The sequence below is a fragment of the Sphingomonas larreae genome, assembly GCF_051400595.1.
GTDB lineage: Bacteria > Pseudomonadota > Alphaproteobacteria > Sphingomonadales > Sphingomonadaceae > Sphingomonas.
The window spans coordinates 452,427-474,616 of sequence record NZ_JBLFFI010000002.1; the positions used below are offsets into that span (position 1 = coordinate 452,427).

General features: G+C 68.8%; 16 protein-coding genes, 2 tRNA genes and 2 pseudogenes. 11 read left to right on the top strand and 9 right to left on the bottom strand.

Features of this window, described 5'->3' with window-relative positions:
* Positions 1-83: 83 nt before the first annotated feature.
* Positions 84-347 (top strand): hypothetical protein, encoded by a 264-nt coding sequence (locus tag ACMGDM_RS10330; RefSeq protein ID WP_436804044.1) that lies wholly within the window; start codon positions 84-86, stop codon positions 345-347.
* Between the two features lie 188 nt (positions 348-535).
* Here ACMGDM_RS10330 and ACMGDM_RS10335 read toward each other — a convergent pair whose 3' ends face one another.
* Together ACMGDM_RS10335 and ACMGDM_RS10340 are read right to left on the bottom strand one after the other, a co-directional pair.
* Entirely contained in the window at positions 536-715 is a 180-nt protein-coding gene (locus ACMGDM_RS10335; protein ID WP_436804045.1) for a hypothetical protein, read from the bottom strand.
* Between the two features lie 58 nt (positions 716-773).
* Positions 774-2,363: a recombinase family protein gene (locus ACMGDM_RS10340; protein WP_436804046.1), complete on the bottom strand. Its 1,590-nt coding sequence runs from the start codon at positions 2,361-2,363 to the stop codon at positions 774-776.
* A gap of 33 nt (positions 2,364-2,396) precedes the next feature.
* On the opposite strand from ACMGDM_RS10340, the pseudogene ACMGDM_RS10345 reads away from it, so the two are divergent.
* Both ACMGDM_RS10345 and ACMGDM_RS10350 read left to right on the top strand, forming a co-directional pair.
* Positions 2,397-3,278, top strand: a pseudogene (locus ACMGDM_RS10345) (YifB family Mg chelatase-like AAA ATPase); the annotation flags it as partial.
* A gap of 425 nt (positions 3,279-3,703) precedes the next feature.
* Positions 3,704-4,453, top strand: a complete 750-nt coding sequence (locus ACMGDM_RS10350) for an energy transducer TonB (RefSeq protein ID WP_436804047.1) — start codon at positions 3,704-3,706, stop codon at positions 4,451-4,453.
* 6 nt (positions 4,454-4,459) lie between these two features.
* Here ACMGDM_RS10350 and ACMGDM_RS10355 read toward each other — a convergent pair whose 3' ends face one another.
* Complete coding sequence (locus tag ACMGDM_RS10355; protein ID WP_436804048.1) at positions 4,460-5,782, bottom strand: dicarboxylate/amino acid:cation symporter; 1,323 nt, start codon at positions 5,780-5,782, stop codon at positions 4,460-4,462.
* A gap of 60 nt (positions 5,783-5,842) precedes the next feature.
* On the bottom strand, positions 5,843-6,076 hold the full coding sequence (locus ACMGDM_RS10360) for a hypothetical protein (protein WP_436804278.1): 234 nt from the start codon (positions 6,074-6,076) through the stop codon (positions 5,843-5,845).
* Here ACMGDM_RS10360 and ACMGDM_RS10365 point away from each other — a divergent pair.
* Positions 5,987-7,137 (top strand): annotated as a pseudogene (locus ACMGDM_RS10365) (M24 family metallopeptidase). The gene ACMGDM_RS10360 and the pseudogene ACMGDM_RS10365 overlap by 90 nt on opposite strands.
* Positions 7,138-7,141: 4 nt before the next feature.
* Here ACMGDM_RS10365 and ACMGDM_RS10370 read toward each other — a convergent pair.
* A complete protein-coding gene (locus ACMGDM_RS10370) occupies positions 7,142-7,888 on the bottom strand; it encodes a PEPxxWA-CTERM sorting domain-containing protein (RefSeq protein ID WP_436804049.1) in 747 nt (248 codons plus the stop codon).
* A gap of 155 nt (positions 7,889-8,043) precedes the next feature.
* On the opposite strand from ACMGDM_RS10370, the gene alaS reads away from it, so the two are divergent.
* From alaS to ACMGDM_RS10385, 3 genes are all read left to right on the top strand, one after another.
* Positions 8,044-10,743 carry an alanine--tRNA ligase gene (gene alaS, locus ACMGDM_RS10375; RefSeq protein WP_436804050.1) on the top strand — a complete coding sequence of 900 codons (2,700 nt, stop codon included), beginning with the start codon at positions 8,044-8,046 and terminating at the stop codon, positions 10,741-10,743.
* Positions 10,744-11,065: 322 nt separating this feature from the next.
* Positions 11,066-13,102: a prolyl oligopeptidase family serine peptidase gene (locus tag ACMGDM_RS10380; protein WP_436804051.1), complete on the top strand. Its 2,037-nt coding sequence runs from the start codon at positions 11,066-11,068 to the stop codon at positions 13,100-13,102.
* A 145-nt stretch (positions 13,103-13,247) separates the two neighbouring features.
* Complete coding sequence (locus ACMGDM_RS10385; RefSeq protein ID WP_436804052.1) at positions 13,248-13,895, top strand: methyl-accepting chemotaxis protein; 648 nt, start codon at positions 13,248-13,250, stop codon at positions 13,893-13,895.
* A 38-nt stretch (positions 13,896-13,933) separates the two neighbouring features.
* Here ACMGDM_RS10385 and ACMGDM_RS10390 read toward each other — a convergent pair whose 3' ends face one another.
* The 4 genes from ACMGDM_RS10390 to ACMGDM_RS10405 form a co-directional block, all read right to left on the bottom strand.
* Positions 13,934-14,803 (bottom strand): acyl-CoA thioesterase, encoded by an 870-nt coding sequence (locus ACMGDM_RS10390; protein WP_436804053.1) that lies wholly within the window; start codon positions 14,801-14,803, stop codon positions 13,934-13,936.
* Between the two features lie 8 nt (positions 14,804-14,811).
* On the bottom strand, positions 14,812-15,939 hold the full coding sequence (locus ACMGDM_RS10395; RefSeq protein WP_436804054.1) for an acyl-CoA dehydrogenase family protein: 1,128 nt from the start codon (positions 15,937-15,939) through the stop codon (positions 14,812-14,814).
* Positions 15,940-16,059: 120 nt separating this feature from the next.
* Complete coding sequence (locus tag ACMGDM_RS10400; protein WP_436804055.1) at positions 16,060-17,247, bottom strand: acyl-CoA dehydrogenase family protein; 1,188 nt, start codon at positions 17,245-17,247, stop codon at positions 16,060-16,062.
* A gap of 315 nt (positions 17,248-17,562) precedes the next feature.
* Complete coding sequence (locus ACMGDM_RS10405) at positions 17,563-19,581, bottom strand: 3-hydroxyacyl-CoA dehydrogenase NAD-binding domain-containing protein (protein ID WP_436804056.1); 2,019 nt, start codon at positions 19,579-19,581, stop codon at positions 17,563-17,565.
* 319 nt (positions 19,582-19,900) lie between these two features.
* Here ACMGDM_RS10405 and ACMGDM_RS10410 point away from each other — a divergent pair, with 319 nt between their 5' ends.
* The 4 genes from ACMGDM_RS10410 to ACMGDM_RS10425 all read left to right on the top strand — a co-directional run bounded on the left by ACMGDM_RS10410 (position 19,901) and on the right by ACMGDM_RS10425 (position 22,189).
* Positions 19,901-20,641 carry a Crp/Fnr family transcriptional regulator gene (locus tag ACMGDM_RS10410; protein WP_436804057.1) on the top strand — a complete coding sequence of 247 codons (741 nt, stop codon included), beginning with the start codon at positions 19,901-19,903 and terminating at the stop codon, positions 20,639-20,641.
* Positions 20,642-20,692: 51 nt separating this feature from the next.
* Positions 20,693-21,907 carry an AI-2E family transporter gene (locus ACMGDM_RS10415; protein ID WP_436804058.1) on the top strand — a complete coding sequence of 405 codons (1,215 nt, stop codon included), beginning with the start codon at positions 20,693-20,695 and terminating at the stop codon, positions 21,905-21,907.
* A 53-nt stretch (positions 21,908-21,960) separates the two neighbouring features.
* A tRNA-Asp gene (locus tag ACMGDM_RS10420) sits at positions 21,961-22,037 on the top strand.
* A gap of 75 nt (positions 22,038-22,112) precedes the next feature.
* A tRNA-Asp gene (locus ACMGDM_RS10425) sits at positions 22,113-22,189 on the top strand.
* The last annotated feature ends 1 nt before the right edge of the window (position 22,190 follow it).

Sequence of the window (22,190 nt, forward strand, 5' to 3'; positions counted from 1 at the left end):
TCCCTTCACGGGATGGCTGAGGGTCTTTTTTCATCGACGAGGAGTCGCCCTTCGTGTCACCTGCCGAGACCAGGGAGGACTGTATGGCATTGGTGATGGAGCTGGCCGGTCTCGGCCTCGTGGCGACGATCGCCTGGGCGGCATGGGCGGCGGTGGCGGCCTTGCGGCACCTGACGAACCAGCAAGCCGTCTCGGTGCAGCTCCTGCTAAAGATCGAGGAGAAGCTCGCGTCCCCGCACGAGTACGGCGAGGCCACCTGGCGCGAGCTGGAGGTACTTCAGCGCCGAAACCGCCTGGAGGATCGGGAGCGCTGGGCTCCGAGCTTCACGGCTCCCGAGGTGGGCTGACGCGCGGCGCTCCGTACAGCCTCCAGGAGCCGCTCAGGGCCTCACTGGAGCGGTCCGCCGCCGAGAGGGTAGGCGAGGGCCCTAGACGCCGCCGACGCGATCCAGCGGGGGCCTCTGCGAGTCACCCGGCGCACGAAGCCCCCAGCTCCTTGAGGAACCGGGGGCCACGAGCGCTTGAGCTGGTCCCGTCAGGCAGCGGCCAGCATGGCCTCCAGGTCCTGCCGGCTCAGCGTGACCCGCTGGAACCGCGAGGCCCCCCGGCCTCCCTCGTCCGTCTGGTCGACCACAAACATCCCGTCGCCCATGTACTCTGCGGTCCCCTCGTCCAGCTTCACCTTGACCGGAGCCGCCGACACTTCCTTCGTCATCACTCAGCCTTTGCGCTCACATGCCCCCCGCGGGCCTGCCTGGTTCTAAAGAGGGCCGTCAGGCCATCGCTTCGGTCTCGGGTATCGACCCGGTGTAAGGACCTGCCGTCCACCCGTAGTGGACCTTGCAGACACCTCCGGCGGACCATACGAAGTCGACCGTCCCTGCCGGATAATTGATTACCGCTTTCTTAAAGAGGCCGCGAAGCGCCAGATTGACGCCCTGCCTGTCGAGGTCGCCGTCGCGCCCCTGCTCAAGAGCCGCCGCCGCCTTCTCGATCCGCGAGCCGAGGACGGGACCAGCGTGGAGGTCCCTACGCTCACGAAGCGCCTCCAGCTCTGCCTGGGCTCGAACTAGCTCCGCCTCCAAGTCAGTCAGTCTCTGAAGAAGCGCGGGTGATCGGCGCTCAGCAACGGCCTCGACGAGGTTCTCGATCTTCCCGCGGATGGCATGCACTGTCTCTTCCGCATGGAAGACCTCGGTTTCGTGCCACTCGACGGCATCAAGGCCCTCACGGTCCCTCAGGAGCCCCGGCAGGACGCGGATGAGCCGCTTCTCGACCCCGTCATACCTCACCGACTTGTACTCGCAGCCTGCCCCCTGTTTGGCGTGAGTGCAGACGAAGGCCGGCTGTGACTTGGAGCCCTTCTGCACACGGGTCATTGTTGCGTCACACCGGGGGCACCTCGCGAGGCCGGCAAGGACGTTCACGAGCCCGGCGGCGGCAGGGGCAGGAGCCCCGTTGCCCTGGCCCAAAGCCTGCACCTCTAGGAAGAGGTTCTCGGGGATGACGGCGGGGTAGTACCCTGCGACGGCCTCCAGGGGCTTCCGGGCCCGCTTGCCGGACGAATGGTCCATGACGTGCGGAACTGCGGTGCCCACGACGGCCGTGTTCCCGAGTATTTTCGCGATGTAGCTTCGATACCAGATGCGCCCGCGGCCCCAAGGCGCGATGCCTTCCTCGTTGAAGCGCTTGGCAATCTCGTGCTTGCCGACGCCCGCGACGGTCAGATCGAAGATGCGGCGCACCAGCTCCGCACGATCGGGTATAAGCTCGATCCTCGACATCTCTCGGTTGAGCCGCAGCCAAGCCGGAACGACGCTGGTGAGGGGGCGTGTCGCCATTGCCTCCCGCTTGCCCACCCAGGCTTGAGCAAGTCGGCGGGCTTTCGTTGCACTCTCCTCGTGAGCTCGCTGAGCGGTGAGGACGACCATAATGAGCGCCATCGGGTCAGTGTCGAGGCGGGCTTCAGTGTACTCCTGGCCGTCCGCGAGGGTCACGACTGCTACACCGGAGTCCACGATCGACTCCAGAACCTTGATGGCCTTGCGCGGCACTTCACGGCTGAGACGGTCGAGTTGCTCCACGAGCAGAACGGAGCCGGGCGCCACCTGTCCAACACGAACCGCTTCAAGGAAGTCGGCGAGGCGCCCCTCGTCCTTGTTCTTGCCGCGGTAGCCCGACACACCCACGTCATGGAAGGTCAGGGTCTCGTCGAGATCAAGGCCGTGCTTGGCGGCATACGCCACGGCCATCGTCGTCTGCCGCCTGAAGCTGTCTCCCTTGCTTTGCTCGGGGGTGCTGAAGCGGAGGTATGAGTAGGCCTTGCGGCGCTCACCACCGCCGGAATCTGGGGAAATCGTCATCAATCGGGTGTACCTCAGAAGGGGTCCACGGTCCATAACCTGTTGTTCGTGGGACCGCCGGGGGCGGGCAAGTCGCTGATGGCGGCGTGTCTGCCGGGCATCCTGCCGCCGCTGGATCCGGCCGAGGCATTGGAAGTGTCGATGGTCCAGTCGGTCGCGGGCACGCTGGCCGGCGGCGCGCTGACGCGCGTGCGCCCGTTCCGCGCGCCGCACCATTCCGCCAGCGTCGCGGCGTTGACCGGGGGCGGGTTGCGGGTGCGGCCGGGCGAGGTGAGCCTCGCGCACAACGGCGTGCTGTTCCTCGACGAACTGCCCGAGTTTCAGCGCGCGGTGCTCGACTCGCTGCGCCAGCCGCTCGAGAGCGGAACGGTGAGCATCGCGCGCGCCAACGCGCATGTGACCTATCCCGCGCGGGTGCAGCTGGTGGCGGCGATGAACCCGTGTCGCTGTGGCCATCTCGGCGATCCCGCGCTGTCGTGCGGTCGCGCGCCGCGCTGCGCGGTGGATTATCAGGCGCGCGTGTCCGGGCCACTGCTCGACCGCATCGACCTGCACGTCGAGGTCGCCGCCTTGACCGCCCTCGAGCTGGCGCTGCCGCCCGCGGCGGAGGGCTCGGTCGAGGTCGGCGCGCGGGTTGCCGCCGCGCGCGAGGTGCAGCGCGAGCGGCTCGCTGGCACCGGGCTGCGCTCCAACGCCGAGCTGGACGGCGACCTGCTCGATCGCTTCGCCACACCCGACGACGCCGGACGGGCGCTGCTGGTCGAGGCCGCGACGACGCTGCGGCTGTCGGCGCGCGGCTACACCCGCGTGCTGCGGACGAGCCGCACGATCGCCGATCTGGCCGGCTCCGAGTCGGTCCGCCGCGCGCATGTCGCCGAGGCGCTGGGCTATCGCCGGCGGGCTGCGGTGGGATAACCGCATCGGGCCAGGATCACCTTGTCCGCCTGCGGCCGGCGGACGAGAAACAGGCGTCACCAACGCTGGAAGCTGATATTGCCATGATCGCCGCTTCGCTGCTCGCCGCCTTCCCGCATATTCCACCCCCGCCCCCGCCGCCCGGCCGATCCGCGGACCGCCCGCTGCTGAGTTGGAGCGCGGGTCCGATTAGCTGCGACGATGGCGCCGTGACGGCACTGGCGCTGGAGCAGCCGACAGGCGCATTGCTGTGGAGCGACGGGGAGAGACGCGCGCCGGTCACGCTGCGCTTCACGATCGATCCGTCGGGCCGGCCGGTGTCGATCCACCACGCCGAGCCGGAGTCGGGGCCGCCCAGCACAGATTTCGCGCCCGCGCTCGCCGCCTCGCGCTTCCCCGCGGGCGCTCCGCAGAGAGGCTGTGCGGTGACCTACACGCCGACGATCCTGCCGGTGACGGAGGCGCCGGTCGCGGATCTGATCGCCTACACGCTTGCGCCTGACAATGGTCCGATGCCGCAAGCTGGCTGGGATAGGATCCGGCTGCCGGGCACATGCCTCGACTCGCCACGGCCGGCGCCACTGCTGCGTGCGTTGCCGGACTTCAGCCGGATCCCAGCGACTCCCGGCGCGCGCGATTGGGCCATGGTGCGCTACGATACGGGCGCTGGCGGTCGCCCGCGTCGGGCCCGCGTATCTTTCGGTACGGGGAACGTCGCGCTCGAAGCTGCTGCGGTGAAAGCGATCGGTAACAGCCGTTTCACCGGTGGCGCTCGAACCGGCTGCCAATATCCTTTTCGGCTTCGCGCCGGGCTGCTCGTCGCGCCCGAGATGCCTGCCGCGATGCGGGCGCTGAACGACGGACCGAACTGCCCCCACCGTCCGGGCTTCACCACGCCGCCCCGCCTCATCTTTCCTGAGGCCTATCGTCGGCGCATGATCGAAGGTTGGGCGGTCGTGCGCTATGATGTCGCTTCTTGGGGTGAGATCGGCAATCTCTCAGTCGTCGCAGCCGAGCCGAGCGAGGAGTTCGGCGCTCAGGCGATGACGGTGATGCGCTCGGCAGCCCTACCGGCGTCTGAACGCGGCCTCATCGGCTGTGTCGACCGCGTCCGCTTCGTCATGGGGCCTGACGACATGCCCAGCCAGGATGGCGCACCCAAACCAATCTATTGACCGCCCTCACACGTCGCCGAACCGCTCGATCGGGCGCGCCGGGCCGTCGCCCGCGGGCGCGCGCGCCGGCTCGATCGCCACCGGCTCGGGCGGGTCGAAGCCGCCCTCCCACTTGGCGATTACTGCGCTCGCCACCGCGTTGCCGATCACGTTGGTGGCGGTGCGACCCATGTCGAGGAAGTGATCGATCGCCAGGATCAGCAGCAGCCCCGCCTCGGGCAGCCTGAACATCGGCAGCGTCGCCGCGATCACCACCAGGCTCGCACGCGGCACCCCCGCGATCCCCTTGCTGGTGACCATCAGCACCAGCAGCATCGTCACCATCTGCCCCAGCGACATGTCGATGCCGTAAGCCTGGGCGATGAACAGCGACGCGAAGGTCATGTAGATCATCGAGCCGTCGAGGTTGAACGAATAGCCCAGCGGCAGCACGAAGCTGGCGATCCGCGGCGGCACGCCGAAGCGGTCGAGCGCCTCGAGCATCCGCGGATAGGCCGCCTCCGACGAGGCGGTGGAGAAAGCCACCAGCAGCGGCTCGCGCACATGGCGGATCAGCGCGCCGATGCGTGGCCCGAGGAACAGGAAGCCGATCCCCAGCAGCGCCGCCCAGAGCACCAACAGCGTCAGGTAGAAGCTGCCCATGAAATAGGCGAGCTGCCCGATCACGTCGGGACCGCGCTCGGTCAGCGTTCCCGCCACGGCCGCGAACACCGCGATCGGCGCGACCCGCATCACATAGTCGGTTACCTGCAGCATGACGTGGACGAGCGCGTCGATGGCGCGCACCAGCGGCGCCGCCTTTTCGCCCACCGCGGTGATCGCCACCCCGACGAACACCGACATGACGACGATCTGCAGGATCTCGTTCTTGGCCATCGCATCGACCATCGAGGACGGCACGATATGGGTGAAGAAGTCTTTCAGGTTGAACGACGCGGTCTCCAGCCCGCTCGATCCGCCCGCCGGCGGGAGCGTAAGCCCGACGCCCACGCCCGGGTGCAGCAGATTGACCATCACGAGCCCGAGCGTGAGCGACAGCAGGCTGGCGGAGAGGAACCAGGCGAGGCTGCGCGCGCCGATGCGGCCCAGCGCGCGCGTGTCGCCCATCTGCGCGATGCCCGAAACCAGGGTGGCGAACACAAGTGGCGCGATGATCATCTTGATCAGCCGCAGGAATAGCGTCGTGACGATCGAGAAATAGCCCGCCGCAGCCGTGGCGCGCGCCGTCCCCGCCGGCGTGCCGTCGTCGAGCCAGACGTTGAGCACGAGGCCGAGCACAAGCCCGAGCGCGAGCCCGACGAGGATGTAGAGGGTCAGCCTTTTGGCCATTCGTCGCTCCGGTTGATGCGCGCGCGAGGGAAGGGGATTGCGGGCACTCGGTCAAGCGCCCTACTGCCGGGCATGATCACGCGAAACCTCGCCGTTCGTTCGCGCCGCGACGTGCTCTCCGGCACCCTGGCGCTGCTCGCCGGCGTCTCGGTGGCCGAAGACGCGGTCGCGGCGGTGCGGGCCGCGGCGCCCGATCTCGCCGAGTTGCGCGACCTCGCCGTCTCCGCTCGGCCGATCGACGCGACCGAGCGCGCTGCGCGACTCGCCCGCGCGCAGGCGCTGATGCGCACGCATGGCCTCGGGGCGGTGCTGATCGAGCCCGGATCGAGCCTGATCTATTTCACCGGTGTGCGCTGGGGGCGCAGCGAGCGGCTGACCGCGGCGGTGCTGCCGGCGGAGGGCGAGCCGTGCATCGTCACCCCTTCTTCGAGGAGCCGTCGGTGCGCCAGACGCTGGCGATCCCGGCTGAGGTGCGGGTGTGGCAGGAGGATGCCGATCCGCTCGCCACCGTCGCCGGTTTCCTCCGCGATCGCGGGCTGGCCGCGCGGCCGGTCGGGATCGAGGAAAGCGTGCGCTATTTCGCCTACGCCGCGTTAGCGCGCGCGCTGCCAGGCGCGCGGCTGGTCAGCGCCGATCCGGTGGTGCGCGGCTGTCGCATGATCAAGACAGCGGCCGAGATCGCCCTGATGCAACGCGCCACCGACGTGACGCTTGCGGCGTATCGCTGGACCCATGCGCGGGTCGAGCGCGGCATGACGGGGCAGCAAATCGGTGCGCTGATGAACGCCGCGACGGAGCGGCTCGGCGGCGCGCCCGAGTTCGCGCTCGCATTGATCGGCCCGGCCGCAGCGCTGCCGCACGGCAGCCGTGAGGTGATCCGCCTCACCGACGGCCAGATCCTGCTGATGGACTGCGGCTGCACCGTGCAGGACTATCAATCCGACGTGTCGCGCACCTGGGTACACGGCAGGGCGTCGGCGCAGCAGCGGCGCGTGTGGGACCAGGTGAAAGCGGCGCAGGCGCTCGCCTTCCGCACCGCGCAGGTCGGGGTTGCGGCGGGCGCGGTCGATGACGCGGTGCGCGGCCATTACGAGCGGCTCGGCTACGGGCCGCGCTATCGCCTGCCGGGATTGTCGCACCGCACCGGGCACGGCATCGGCATGGACGGGCACGAGCCGGTGAACCTCGTTCACGGCGAGGCGACGCGGCTGGCTCCAGGCATGTGCTTCTCGGACGAGCCTGGGCTGTATCTGCCGGGTGCGTTCGGCGTGCGGCTGGAGGATTGCTTCCACGTCAACGCCGATGGGCCGCGCTGGTTCAGCGAGCCGCCCGAGTCGATCGAGCGGCCCGTCTGAGCGGTCAGGCGACGACGCGGGCGGGCGATGGTCGACGACGCATCGCTGCTCCGGCGAGCGCGAAGCCGAGCACCATCATCGCCCAGGTCGCCGGCTCCGGCACGGCCGCGGTAACCGGCGTGTAATCGTAGGTGAGCGTGTAGCGCACCGAGCCGCAGAGGTCGTCGTCGGACGGAGACGGCACGCCGCCGCTGAGCTGGCACGAGCGCGACAGATGGAACGGTACGCCGTTCGCCGGCACCCCGCTGATCGTGGTGTCGCCGGGCGGCGGGCTGTTGAAGCCAAGATCGAAGCCGTTGAAGAACACCGGCGACTTGCCGATGAACGCCGCGGGGTCGAAGTCGATCGACCCCGTGCCGCGCGCCGCGACCTCGAAATAGCCGGAGCTGAACATCATGCCCGAACGGAAGGTGACCGCGCTCGTGCCGCTGCCGGTGATCGGGATCACATAGGCGGGCGTGCCGAGATTGCTATCGCCCAGCCGCCAATTGCCATTGACCGTCCAGTTGACCGTCGTGCCGGTAGTGGTGACCGGCGAGCCGGCGGGCACGTTGATCTGCCAGACGCGGTATTTCTCAACGCTGATGCCGAGCGTGACCTTGTTCAACGTCCCCAGCTTGGTGTCGAAGCCCGGGATGCCGCGCATCACCGATTCGTTGTCAAACCCCACCAGCACAGCCGCCGACGCCCCCGCCGGCGCAAGCACAGCACCAGCCGTCGCGGCGAGAAGCCACTTTCCAACGTTCACCACCTGTTATCCCCCTGCTCCTGTGCTCCCGTTCTACTCATTAACGCTAAATTCAGGAAGCGTCGTCGCGTGGCGCCGGTGCGATCGAGGCGCACCGTTGCCGCTTTGCAACGCCGCAGGCTAGGCAGCGCCGCCGCGGGCGATTAAGTCACCTCGCCATGAGCTCGACCAGCACCACCTCGACCAACGATCTTCGCCGCTCGTTCCTGGAGTATTTCGGCGGCAGCGGGCACCGCATCGTGCCGTCCGCACCGCTGGTGCCGCAGAACGACCCGACCCTGATGTTCGTCAACGCGGGCATGGTGCCGTTCAAGAACGTCTTCACGGGACTCGAGACGCGGCCGTACACCACCGCGACCAGCGCGCAGAAATGTGTCCGGGCTGGCGGCAAGCACAATGATCTCGACAATGTCGGCTATACCGCGCGACATCACACCTTCTTCGAGATGCTCGGCAATTTCTCGTTCGGAGATTATTTCAAGGAACAGGCGATCACGCACGCGTGGACGCTGCTGACCGAGGAATGGGGCCTGCCGGCCGACAAGCTGACCGCGACCGTCTTTCACACCGACGACCAAGCGTTCGACCTGTGGAAAAAGATCGCGGGCCTGCCCGATCACCGCATCATCCGCATCCCCACCAAGGACAATTTCTGGGCGATGGGGTCGGACGGGCCGTGCGGACCCTGTTCCGAGATCTTCTATGACCATGGCGAGCATATCGCCGGCGGGCCGCCGGGATCGCCCGACGAGGACGGTGACCGCTTCGTGGAGATCTGGAACCTCGTCTTCATGCAGTTCGTGCAGGAGGCCGACGCGATCGTCGGCGACCTGCCGCGGCCGTCGATTGACACCGGCATGGGGCTCGAGCGGGTCGCCGCGGTGATGCAGGGCGTCCACGACAATTACGACACGGACACGTTCAAGGCGCTGATCGCCGCCTCGGGCGCGCTGACCCACACCGCCACCACCGGCGACAATCAGGCGAGCCACCGCGTCATCGCCGACCACTTGCGCTGCTCGGGCTTCCTCGTCGCCGATGGCGTGCTGCCCGCCAACGAGGGCCGCGGCTATGTGCTGCGCCGGATCATGCGGCGCGCGATGCGCCACGCGCACCTGCTCGGCGCCAAGGAGCCGCTGATGCACCGGCTGGTGCCCGCGCTCGTCGCCGAGATGGGCGCTGCCTATCCCGAGCTGGTCCGGGCGCAGCCGCTGATCGAGGCGACGCTGCAGCAGGAGGAAACTCGCTTCCGCCAGACGCTGGAGAAGGGTCTTCGCCTGCTCGACGACGCCACCGGCGGGATGCGGCCGGGCGATACGCTGGCGGGCGAGACCGCGTTCAAGCTCTACGACACCTTCGGCTTCCCCTACGACCTCACGGAGGACGCGCTGCGCGCGCAGGGCTATCGCGTCGATCGCGCCGGCTTCGACGCGGCGATGGCCGAGCAGAAGCGTGCCGCGCGTGCGGCGTGGAAGGGCTCGGGCGCCAAGGCCTCGGACGAATTGTGGTTCGACCTTGCCGACCAGTTCGGCGCGACCGAGTTCACCGGCTATGCCAGCGAGAGCGGCGAGGGCGTCGTGCTCGCCTTGGTCAAGGACGGCGCACGGGTCGAGCGCGCCGCGGCGGGCGACCAAGTCGACGTGATCGTCAACCAGACGCCCTTCTACGGCGAGAGCGGCGGCCAGGTCGGCGACGCCGGCACGCTCGCCACCGAAACGGGCGCCGCCGCGCGGGTGACCGATACGTCGAAGCAGCTCGGCAAGCTTTGGGTCCATCACGCGACGCTGGACGCGGGCGAACTGGCGGTCGGCGCCACGGTGCGACTGACGGTCGATCACGCGCGGCGCGGCGCCATCCGCGCCAACCACTCCGCGACGCATCTGCTCCACGAGGCGCTGCGGCAGCGGCTCGGCACGCACGTGGCGCAGAAGGGCTCGCTGGTCGCGCCCGAGCGGCTGCGCTTCGACGTCTCGCACCCGAACGCGATGACGCCGGCCGAGCTCGCCGCGGCCGAGGCGGCGGTCAACGCGCAGATTCGCGGCAACGGCGCGGTCGAGACGCGGCTGATGACCCCGGACGACGCGATCGCGATGGGTGCGATGGCGCTGTTTGGCGAGAAATATGGCGATGAGGTGCGCGTCGTTTCGATGGGCAGCGAAGAAGACGGCACGACCTATTCGGTCGAGCTGTGCGGCGGCACGCATGTCGGCGCGCTCGGCGATATCGGGCTGTTCAAGATTGTCGGCGAGGGCGCGGTGTCGAGCGGGGTGCGCCGGGTCGAGGCGCTGACCGGCGAGGCGGCGCGCGCTTACCTCACTGCGCGCGACGAGACGTTGCGCGAAGTGGCGGCGGCCTTGCGCACCACGCCCGACGAGGTGCCCGGCCGGGTCAGCGCGCTGCTAGACGACCGCCGCCGGCTCGAGCGCGAACTGGCCGAGGCCAAGAAGGCGCTCGCGCTCGGCGGCGGTGCCGGTGGCGCGCCCGCCGGGCCGGAAGAGGTCGGTGGCATCGCCTTCGTCGGCCAGATCCTGGAGGGCTTTGACGCCAAGGGGCTCCGCGGCGCGGTGGATGACGCCAAACAGCGCGTCGGCTCGGGCGTTGCGGCGGTGATCGCGGTCAACGATGGGCGCGCCTCGGTTGCGGTCGGGGTCACCGCGGATCTGGTGGCGCGCTTCAACGCGGTCGAGCTGCTACGCCGTGCCGTCGCCGCGCTGGGCGGTCAGGGCGGCGGCGGTCGTCCCGACATGGCGCAGGGCGGCGGACCGGATGGGTCGCAGGCGGCCGAGGCACTCGCGGCGATCCGCGCGGCGCTGGAAGGGGGCGACTGCGGAGGCGTGATGGGCGCCAACTTTCGCTGAGTTGACGTTGCAGTAGAAGTGGGACCGTTTGGTAGGGCTCGTCATCCGGGGCTTGACCCGGGATCCATTCTGCCGCGTACGCGCGGACGCTTGCTCGTGCGAACCGTGAATTCCGGCTCACGGCCGGGATGATCGTGACGCGATAGCCGCGCATACCCCTGTACGCCGGGTCTAGCCGGGAAGGCTCGGTGTCGAACGCCGCGTCACCCCCTGGGTCCCGGCGTCCGCCGCGGCGGGATGGAGCGAGATGACGTCCCGCCCGGCCATCCCGCGCCTCCACCCGGATTGTCGCAGCCCTCACCTTCTGCTGTATCGTCGCGCGATGAACCGCACCTCCGCCGCGAGTCTGCTCGCGCTCGCCGCCGCCGCCCTCGCACCTCCCGCTGCCGCGCGCCAGCTCACCATTGACGATGTCACGATGCTCAGCCGCGTCGGCGCGCCGAGCATGTCCGCCGACGGACGCTGGCTGGTCTGGGCGCAGCGCGAGACCGACCTTGCCGCCGACCGTGGCCGTTATGACCTGTGGCGGCTCGACTTGTCGCGCCCGAACGCGGCGCCCCAGAAGCTCGCCGCCGATCCGCAGCTCGACGAGAACGACCCGCAGATCGTCGGCACCACCGTCTTCTTCAGCGCCGACGATGCGATCTGGTCGGTGCCCGTCACCGGCGGCACGCCGCGCCGACTCACCGACTTCAAGGGCGGCTTCGGCGGGTTCAAGGTCGCGCCGACCGGCGACCGGCTCGTCGTTTGGGCGGATCGCCGCCCCGGGGCCCCGACGCTCGAGCCGGCGATGGTGAAGAAGGCGGCGGACGCGGGCGCTGGCCGAACCTACGATAAGCTCTTCGTGCGCCACTGGGACACCTGGGCGGACGGCACGCGCTCGCAGCTGTTCGTGCTGCCGCTCACCGCCGCCGGAGCGCGCGGCAACGGCCGCTCGGTGATGGGCGGGCTGGTCGGCGATTCCCCCTCCAAGCCCTTCGGCGGCGGCGAGGAAGTGAGCTGGAGCCCGGACGGTCGCACGCTTTATTTCGCGCTGCGCGAGGCGGGCCGGATCGAGCCGCTGTCGACCAATCTCGACATCTTCCAGGTTCCCGCTGACGCCAGTGCCGCGCCGACCAATCTCACCGCGGCGAGTCGCGCCACCGACACACAGCCGGCGATCTCGCCCGACGGCCGCACGCTCGCCTATCTGGCCATGCGCCGCCCGGGCTACGAGGCCGACCGCTACGTGCTGACGCTCCGTGATCTGGCGACGGGGCGCGCGACCTCGCTGACCGAGCGCTGGGATCGCTCGGTGGGCTCGCTGCGCTGGGCGCCCGACTCACGCTCGCTCTACGTCACCGCGGAGGACACACAAGAGAACCCGTTGTGGCGTGTGGATGCCGCGAGCGGGCAGGTCACGCGGCTGACCGAGCAGGGCAACGTATCCGCGGTTGCGGTCACCGCGCGCGGCGTGGTGGTGGCGATGAACAGCCTTACCGCGCCTGACGACTTCTACCGTGCGGCGCCCGGCCGCGCGCCGCAGCGACTCACCAGCGTCAACGCCGGCAGGCTCTCGGGCATCGACATGCCGGCGGTGGAGCGTTTCAGATTCAAGGGCGCCAACGGCGACAATGTCTGGGGCTATGCAGTGCGCCCCGCCGGCATGCCGGGCAAGTTGCCGATCGCGTACATGGTCCATGGCGGCCCGCAGGGATCGAGCAACAACAGCTGGTCGTACCGCTGGAACCCGGCGGTGTTCGCGGGCGCGGGCTACGCGCTGGTGGCGGTCGATTTCCACGGCTCGACGGGCTACGGTCAGGCCTTTACCGACGCGATCCGCAACAATTGGGGCGGATGGCCGCTCGAGGACCTGCAGAAGGGCCTCGCCGCCGCGACCACCAAGTTCGACTGGATGGACGGCGGCAACGCCTGTGCGCTCGGCGCGAGCTACGGCGGCTACATGATGAACTGGATCGAGGGCCGTTGGCCCGATCGCTTCAAGTGCATCGTCCAGCATGACGGCGTGTTCGACGCGCGCGCCATGGCGTACGAGACCGAGGAGTTGTGGTTCGACGAGTGGGAGCATGGCGGAAAGGCCTATTTCGAGGACCCGCAGGCCTTCGAGAAGTGGAACCCGGTCAATTACGTCGACCGCTGGAAGACGCCGCAGCTGGTGATCACCGGCGAGAAGGACTTCCGCATCCCTTATACCCAGGGGCTGGCGGCATTCACCGCGCTGCAGCGGCGTGACATACCGTCGCGCTTGATCGTCTTCCCGGGGGAGAACCACTGGGTGCTCAAGCCGAAGGACTCGCGGCAATGGTATCGCGAAGTGATCGGCTGGATGAATCGCTGGACCGGCCGGGCGACGCAGTGATCCGGCGGGTCGATCTCCTCGGCGAGACGTATAGCAGCGGCCGTGCCGTTCCTCCGCGATCCATGATCCTGCCGGACAGGCGCGGTTAGCTCTGCGTTAAGCTCGGTTACGTACGCCGGTCGAGCGATCGAGCGGGGATGACCAGGTGCAGGACGGACCATTGTGGGAAGCGATCAAGCGATCGCAGCTGGTGATCGAGTTCGCGCCCGACGGTACGATCACCTGGGTGAATGATCGATTCCTGTCCGCGATGGGCTATGCTGCCGAGGAAGTGCGGGGGCGGCACCATCGCATGCTGTGCGAGCCGGCCTTCGCCGCGTCCGCCGACTATTCCGCGATGTGGCAGGCGTTGGCGAAGGGCAAGCACCAGGGCGGGCTGTTTCAGCGCGTGGCGCGTGATGGCCGACCCGTCTGGCTGCGCGCGATGTACACGCCGATCGCGCGCGCAGACGGCACGATCGAGCGGATCGTTAAGTTCGCCAGTGATGTCACCGCCGAGGTGACGCTCGCGGACGAGGTCGAGCTACGGCTGCGGGAAAGCCAGCGCTATCGCGGTGAGGCCGAGGCGGATCGCGGCAAGATGGAGCATTTGATCGAGCAGCTCGGCGGCGTGGTGGATGCGATCGCGGGCATTGCGGCACAGACCAACCTGCTGGCGCTCAACGCCTCGATCGAGGCGGCGCGCGCGGGTGATGCGGGACGCGGTTTCGCGGTGGTGGCGGCGGAGGTGAAGAAGCTGGCCGGCGACACGCAGGCCGCGACGCTCCGGGCGCGGCAGATGATAGCGGCGTAGCCTCCGCCGCGACGCACCTCGCCGCGAACGCCTATGGCCTATCGCCGACGAATCAATCCCTCCTGCGCGACGCTTGCCACCAGCGTCCCGTCACGTGCGAAGATCAGCCCCCGATTGACGCCGCGACCGCTCCCGGACCAGGGGCTCTCCGTCGCATAGAGCAGCCATGTGTCGGGGCGGCACGGCGCGTGCAGCCATAGTGCGTGGTCGAGGCTGGCGGTCTGCATTCCCGGCGTGGTCCAGCTCACCCCGTGGGGCAACATCGCCGTGCTGAGCAGCATCATGTCGCTGGCGTAGGTCAGCACCGCGCGGTGCAACGCCGGATCGTCGGACAAGGGCGCGACCGTACGAAACCAGGCTTGTTGTGCCGGTGGCAACGGCTCGGTTGAGTCCCACTTTCGTGGGGCGACCGGGCGGAACTCGATCGCACGCGGTCGCAGCAGCGACTCGCGGTAGGGCGCCGGGATCATCGCCGCTTGCTCGACGCGGCATGCCCACTCGCTCCGCAATGACTCGGGTTCCGGCACGTCGGGCACCGCGACGGCATGATGCAGGCCTGCCTCGTCGCGCTGGAACGATGCGGTCAACGTCAGGATCGCTTGCTCGCACTGTGTCGCGACGACGCGACGCGTGGCGAAGCTGCCGCCATCAAAGTCGCACGTCACGCGATAGTCGATCGGATGCCCCTCCGCGCCGGGGCGCATGAAATAGGCGTGGAGCGAGTGCGCCGCCCGCGCCTCGACGGTATGTTGCGCCGCCTGAAGCGCCTGCGCGAGCACCTGCCCGCCGAACACCCGGCCGACGCCGGCGGCAGAGGCGCGCCCGCGGTACAGGTCGTGGTGGATGGCGGTGACGTCGAGAAGGTCGGCGAGGTCGGCGACCAGCGCGGCGGGACTGGGTACGGCCACTCAGACGCTCAATAGCCGGCGAGGCGGGCGAGGCGATCCGCATGGTAGTTGGTGTCGCCGAACATTTCCGCCAGCACGCGCGCCCGTTTGATGTAGAAGCCGACGTCATATTCGTCGGTCATGCCGATCCCGCCGTGCATCTGTATGCTTTCCTGCACCGCCAGCGTGGTCGCCAGTCCGGTCATCGCCTTGGCGACCGAGACCGCCTCGTCCGCCCCGTCGTCGGCCGCGTCAAGCAGCTGCTGCGCCTTAAGGACTGCCGCGCGCGCCACTTCCAGCTCGCTGTACAGGTGCGCGGCGCGATGCTGGAGCGCCTGGAAGCTGCCGATCGGTACGCCGAACTGCTTGCGTTGCTTGAGGTAAGCGATCGTCAGGTCGGTCACGCCGGCGCCGACACCGACCAGCTCGGCCGCGGCCCCGACACGCGCCGCGCGCAACACGCGGTCGAGCACCGCGCGGCCCGCGTCCACCTCGCCCAGCACCGCATCGGCATCGGCGCTGACGCCATCCAAGGTCACGCCCGCGGCGATGCTGGAGTCGGCGAGCCGCTCCGGTGCGCTGGCGACGCCGGCGGCGTCGCGCGGCACCGCGAACAGCGTTACCCCTCCCACGTCGTCTTCTGCGCCCGCGGTACGCGCGGCGACGATCAGCACGTCGGCGACATGCCCATGCGCGACGAACTGCTTGGCACCGCTCAGCCGAAAGCCGTTGCCGGCGCGCTCGGCCCGCAGCGCGACGCGCTCGCGGTGTTTGGGCGCCTCGTCGAGCGCGAGTGCGGCGACCGTCTCGCCGGACAGGATGCCGGGATACCATCGCGCCGCCTGATCGGACCCGCGCAGCGCGGCCACCGCGCCGATCGCGGTGGAAAGAAACGGGGAGGGCGTCAGGTTGCGCCCGATCTCCTCCATCACCACGCCCGCCTCGACGTGCCCCAGCCCGAGCCCGCCGTCGGCTTCGTCGATCAGGACGCCGGTGAACCCCAGCTGCGCGAAGCGCTTCCACAGACCGCGCGCGAACCCCGCCGGATCGTTCGAGTCGCGCAGCCCGCGCAAGTGGCTCACCGGGGCGTGCTCGGTGATGAAATCGCGCGCGGTGTCGCGCAGCATCGTCTGCTCGTCGTTGAGATAGAGTGCCATGGTCGTCTCCTTTCCACCTGTTCGCTAGGCAGGCGTGCGAGGGGTGGGGGGAGGGCGCTCGCGCCAGCCTCGTTCCTCCCGATGGTCGCTGCCATCTCTCCCGAAGGACACGGGCGACACTCAGCTTGCCGGCAAGTCGAGGATGCGCTTGGCGATAATGTTGAGCTGGATCTCGCTCGTGCCGCCCTCGATCGAATTGGCCTTGGTGCGCAACCAGGCGCGGGCGGCGGCACCGCCGCGCGAGCGCTCGCTCTCCCACTCGAGCGCATCCGTGCCACCGGCCGCCATCATCAGCTCGTGGCGCGTCTTGTTGAGCTCGGTCCCGACATATTTCATCATGCTGGGCTGCGCGGGATGCGCCTGGCCGGCCTTCAACTCGTCGATGAAGCGCTCGGACATCGCCGCGAACGCGCGCGCGCGCACCTCGAACAGCGCGATCTGCGCGCGTAACAGCGGGTCAGCGAGGCGACCGTCGGGGTCGCGTCCGATCGTCGCCACCGCGCCCTCGATCAGCGGGTTGCGCCCGCCGCTCGCCAGCCCCATCCCGCTGATCATTTCGCGCTCGTGGCCGAGCAGATATTTGGCGACGTCCCAGCCCTTGTTCTCGTCATGGACCCGGTTCGCCTTGGGCACCCTCACGTCGTCGAAGAAGGTCTCGCAAAAAGGCGAATAGCCGCTGATCAGCAGAATCGGCCGCGTCGAGACGCCCGGCGAGGCCATGTCGAACAGCAGGAAGCTGATCCCCCCCTGTTTCGACTCGCGGCTGGTGCGCACCAGGCAGAAGATCCAGTCCGCCTTGTCGGCATAGCTGGTCCAGACCTTTTGGCCGTTGACGACATAATGGTCGCCTGCGTCCTCGGCACTGGCGGCGAGCCCGGCCAGATCGGAGCCGGCATTGGGCTCGGAATAGCCCTGGCACCAGCGGATCTCGCCGCGCGCGATCGTGGGCAGATGCTCCAGCTTCTGCGCCTCCGTGCCGTATCTCAGCAGTGCCGGTCCAAGCATCGAGATGCCGAACGAATTGAGCGGGTTGCGTGCGCGGATCGCGGCCATCTCCTCGCGCAGCACCTTCGTCTCGGCGGCAGAGAGGCCAGCGCCGCCATAGGCCGTGGGCCAGTCCGGCACGGTCCAGCCGCGTTCGGCCATCGCGTTCAGCCAGCGTGCCTGCGGCGGATTGGCCGCGGGATCGTAGCGTCGGCCGCCCCAGCAGATGTCGGTGTCGCTGCGCACCGGCTCGCGCATCTCGGGCGGGCAATGCTCGGCGAGCCACGCGCGAGTCTCGCCGCGAAAGGAGTCGAGGTCGGTCATCGCTTGGTCCTCGCGTGAGAGAAGATGTGGGCGGCATCAGCGGCGGTGGCATAGCCACCGTTCTCTCCACCCACCGCCGTCATCCCGACCTTGCTTCGTGTACGCGCTTTGGCTCGCTCCCGGTGAGCCAAGATCGTGTCCGGGGGACACGATCTCGCGCGTACAGCACGGTGCCGCGTACCCAGGCATGGCGGCGCTTGCGGGACGGTGGATCCTGAAAGGAGTTCAGGATGACGCCGGTGGGTGCGAACGGCGCTCATACCGATGCTGGCCGACACCGTCGCGAGGTCCGCGACCGCTCACAGGCCCGCCCGGTCACTTGATCGTGCCCTCGCGCAGGCTCCGCGCCACCGTGAAGCCGTGTTTCTCGAGTCCGGCGACGACCTTGTCGTACCCCTCGGTCCGCGCCCAGAACATCGGGCCGCCGCGGTAGACCGGCCAGCCATAGCCATAGACCCAGACCACATCCACGTCGGACGCGCGCTGCGCCTTACCCTCCTCGAGGATCAGCGTGCCCTCGTTGACGATCGGATAGAGTGTGCGCTCGACGATCTCCTGATCGGTCACCTCGTGCTGCGGCGTACCGGTCTTCTCGCGCCACGCGTGGATGATCTCGGCGACGCGCGGGCTCGGCGTCGGGCGGCGCCTCTCGTCATAATCGTAGAAGCCCGCCTGGCGCTTCTGTCCCCAGCGGCCCTCGGCCGCGAGCGCGTCGCGGACGTTCTCGATCCGGTTCGGGTTGCGATGCCAGCCGATGTCGACGCCGGCGAGGTCGGCCATCTGGAACGGCCCCATCGGCATGCCGAAGTCGGTGTGGACGCGGTCGATCTGCTCGGGCGTCGCGCCCTCGAGCAGCAGCTTGTTGGCTTCAACCTGGCGCGGCATCAGCATGCGATTCCCGATGAAGCCGTAGGTGACACCGGCGACCACCGCGACCTTCCGGATCGTCTTGGCGAGGGCCATCGCGGTCGCGAGGACATCGGGAGCCGTTTGCGCGCCGCGCACCACCTCGAGCAGCTTCATCACGTTGGCAGGGGAGAAGAAGTGCAGCCCGAGCACATCCTGCGGGCGCGCCGTGCAGGCGGCGATCGCGTCGATGTCGAGATAGGACGTGTTCGACGCGAGGATGGCCCCTCGCTTGGCCACTTGGTCGAGTCGCGCGAAGATCTCCTTCTTCACGTCTAAATCTTCGTAGACCGCCTCGATCACGAGGTCGCAGTCGGCCAGAGACTCGAACGACAGCGTCGGGGTGAGCGCCGCCATCGCCGCCTCCACCTGCTCGGCGCGCAGCCGGCCCTTGGCCGCGGTTGCGTCATAATTGCCACGGATCACGCCGACGCCGCGATCCAGCGCCTCCTGCGTCATCTCCACGATCGTCACCGGAATGCCGGCAGACAGAAAGTTCATCGCGATCCCGCCGCCCATCGTCCCTGCACCGATCACGCCGACGCGCTGGATCGGGCGAAGCGGCGTATCGGCCGGAACGTCGTCGATCCTCGCGGCCTGGCGCTCGGCGAAGAAGATGTGCCGCTGCGCCGCCGACTGCGTGCCCATCAGCAGACGGGCGAACGCCTGCCGCTCATAGGCGAGACCTTCCGCGAAGGGCAGCTCGGTCGCCTTGACGACGCAGTCGATGTTCGCGGCGGGTGCCTCGAAGCCGCGGAAGCGACGCGCATTCGCCGCGGCGAAGGCGGCGACCGCGTCCGGGTCGGGCGCGGCGGTCCGCTCGGCGGCGCGCGGGATCGGGCGCTTGGCTTTGATCTCGTGAGCGAAGGCGATCGCATCGGCGGCAAGGCGATCGTCGGTGACGATCCGGTCGATCAGCCCCGCTTCCAGCGCGCGCTTGGCCGGGATCGGTTCGCCCTTGGCGGTCATCTCGAGCGCGAGTGCAACGCCCACGAGGCGTGGCAGGCGCTGAGTCCCGCCGGCCCCGGGCAGCAGGCCGAGCTTTACCTCGGGGGTCCCGATCTTGGCGGAGGGCACCGCGACCCGATAATGACAGCCGAGCGCCACCTCGCAGCCGCCGCCGAGCGCGGTGCCATGGATGGCGGCGATCACGGGCTTGCTGCACGCCTCGATCATGTCGACGAGCGTCGGAAGCATGGGCTCGACCGGCGGCTTGCCGAATTCGGTGATATCCGCGCCCGCGAAGAAGGTGCGACCGTCACAGCGGATCACCACCGCCGCGATCGACGCATCGGCGTCGGCTTGCTTGATCGCAGCCTCAAGCCCGACGCGGACCGCGGCGCCGAGCGCGTTCACTGGCGGGTTGTCGGAGACGATGACGAGCACGTCGCCGTGGCGCTCGGCACGGATCGGGGCGGGATCGGTCATCGGGTCGGATCTCCTGGCGTTGAGCGGTACAGGCCGGCGGGCTGCCGTTGACGACGGAGCGCCGCATTGGGTCGGTGGATGGTCGTCACTCAGCATACCGGGTGTTCGAACGTCGTGAGCTTGTATCGTCGCTGCGGGGCCGGAAAGCAACTATCCTCTGGTCCGCGGCGGACCCGATGTTCAATCAGAACGATCGCTTGCATGGCCGATGCGAACCCGCATTGCCCGCGAAGGTCCGGCACGCCGGCGGGAGCGCGCTCAAGGGCTTGTTCGCGGAACGTTTCGCGGCGTAGGGCTATATGGGAGGGAGCGGGGGACGATGATGCGGGTGACACGGGACTTCCTGCGCGGACGCGGTCGCGACGCGATGAGCGCGGCGGAAGAGGACATGCTCGAGAAGGCGGTGGACCGGATCGAGGTCCTGCCGGCGCGCACCCTGGTCACGCGGCGGGGCGATCGGCTGCGCTACAGCACGTTGCTGCTCGATGGCGCGATGTGCCGCTACATGGACGCGCGCGATGGATTCCGCCAGCTCGTCGCGCTGCAGGTGCCGGGCGACTTTGTGGATCTCCACGGCTACCCGCTCCAGCGGCTCGATCATGACGTCGGCACGCTGACCGAGGCACGGGTCGCGATCATTCCGCACGCTGCGATCGACTCGATCGTCGTGGAGCATCCTCGCCTCGCTCGGCTCTTGTGGCGCTCAACGTTGCTCGACGCAGCGCTTCACCGCGAGTGGATCTTTCGGATCGGTCGGCTCGACGCCGCCGGCCGGATCGCGCACTTCCTGCTCGAGCTCTACCATCGACTGCGGGCGACGGGGCGTGGCGCCGAGGGCGCGTTCGAGCTCGCGCTGATCCAGCAGGATCTCGGCGAGGCGTGCGGGCTGACGAGCGTTCACGTCAACCGCACGTTGCGCCGGCTGCGGGAGGACAGATTGGTCGAGGTGGCGCGCGGCACGGTGACGATTCTCGACGAGGCGGGCCTGGCGCGCGTGGGCGAGTTCGACCCCGACTACCTCTATCTCGATGAGGGGCCGTGGCAGGCCGCCGCCGCATGAGCGCCGTCGGCGTGCGCCCCCGGCCGACTCTCGCGACACAGGTATCTGCATATGGCTGATCTTACGTCCCCGCCGGTGCCGGCGCCGCTCTCCCCCGACCTCGCGGCGCTATCCGGCGAGGGTGATCCGCAAACCGTGCAACGGCGCGACCGTCTGCTCGCCGCGCTGACGCTCACTGCCGGTCTCGGGCTGATGCTCGGCCTGCCGTTCGCGCTCAAGGCCGGTGCGGAGTTTTTCATGCCCACCGCGGTGGCGCTGGTGGTGGCACTGGCGCTGATTCCGCTGCTCGAGTGGCTCGAGCGGCGGCGGTTGCCGTCAGCGTTGGCGGCGTTGATCTGCGTGCTGCTGTTCCTGGTGATCGCCAATGTGGCGCTTGCCGCCATTGTCGTACCTGCGACAGAATTCTTCCGACTGCTGCCGTCGCGGATCGGGCGCATCCAGGACAATCTCGCGCCGCTGCTCGATCTTTATTCCAGTCTCGAGAAATACGCCAATCGCACGCTGCGGCAGATCGCCAGCACGCCGGTGCGCCCGTCGCCCACCGCGGCGGTGGCGCCGCCCAGCTCGATCGTCGAGCTCGCCGCCACCTCGGCGCCCGCGGTGATCATCCAGGTGTTTTACGCGATCCTGGTCGCCTTCTTCTTCCTGTCGGGCTGGACCCGCACGCGCGAGCGGATGATCACCGAGCGCGCGAGCTTCGGCGGCGCGATGGCGACCGCGCGCGTGCTGCAGGAGATGGTCGACGACGTGTCCTCGTATCTAGGGACGATCACCGTGATCAACGTCGCGCTTGGCGCGATCATCGCCGGCGCGCTGCACCTGCTCGGCATGCCGTTCCCGCTGATGTGGGGCGGGATCGTCGCGCTGCTCAACTACATCCCCTATTTTGGGCCGGTGGTGGCGGCGCTGCTGCTCGCGGTGGGCGGGCTGATGACCTTCAGCGACGTCTGGACTGCGCTCTCGGCGCCAGCGATCATGTATGGCGCGCATCTGATCGAGGCGAACGTGGTGACGCCGCTGATCGTTGGGCACCGGCTCACCATCAACCCGGTGATGATCCTGATCTCCATCTCCTTCTGGGGCTGGGTGTGGGGCACAGTGGGCGCGCTGTTGGCGGTGCCGATCCTGATCATCGTGCAGACCATCCTGTCCGCTGCGGGTCGCCCCGATATCGCCGGTTTCTTGTTCGAGCACGGCACGCTGACCCGCACCCGCGAGGGGCGTCCCGGCGTGCTCGCGCGGCGCGGCGACAAAGACGCCGAATAGCCGTTGACAGCCCCCGGCGTGCCGCCTAGTTGGCGCGCCTCACGCTTCTGCAAGCGGGTGTAGCTCAGTTGGTTAGAGCGCCGGCCTGTCACGCCGGAGGTCGCGGGTTCGAGCCCCGTCACTCGCGCCACCCTTTGGGGAGGCCGCAGATCCAAGCATGACCGTCGATCGTCGCAGCGGGCCGTTCCGGGCTGACGCGACCATTGCGGGTGTAGCTCAGTTGGTTAGAGCGCCGGCCTGTCACGCCGGAGGTCGCGGGTTCGAGCCCCGTCACTCGCGCCAC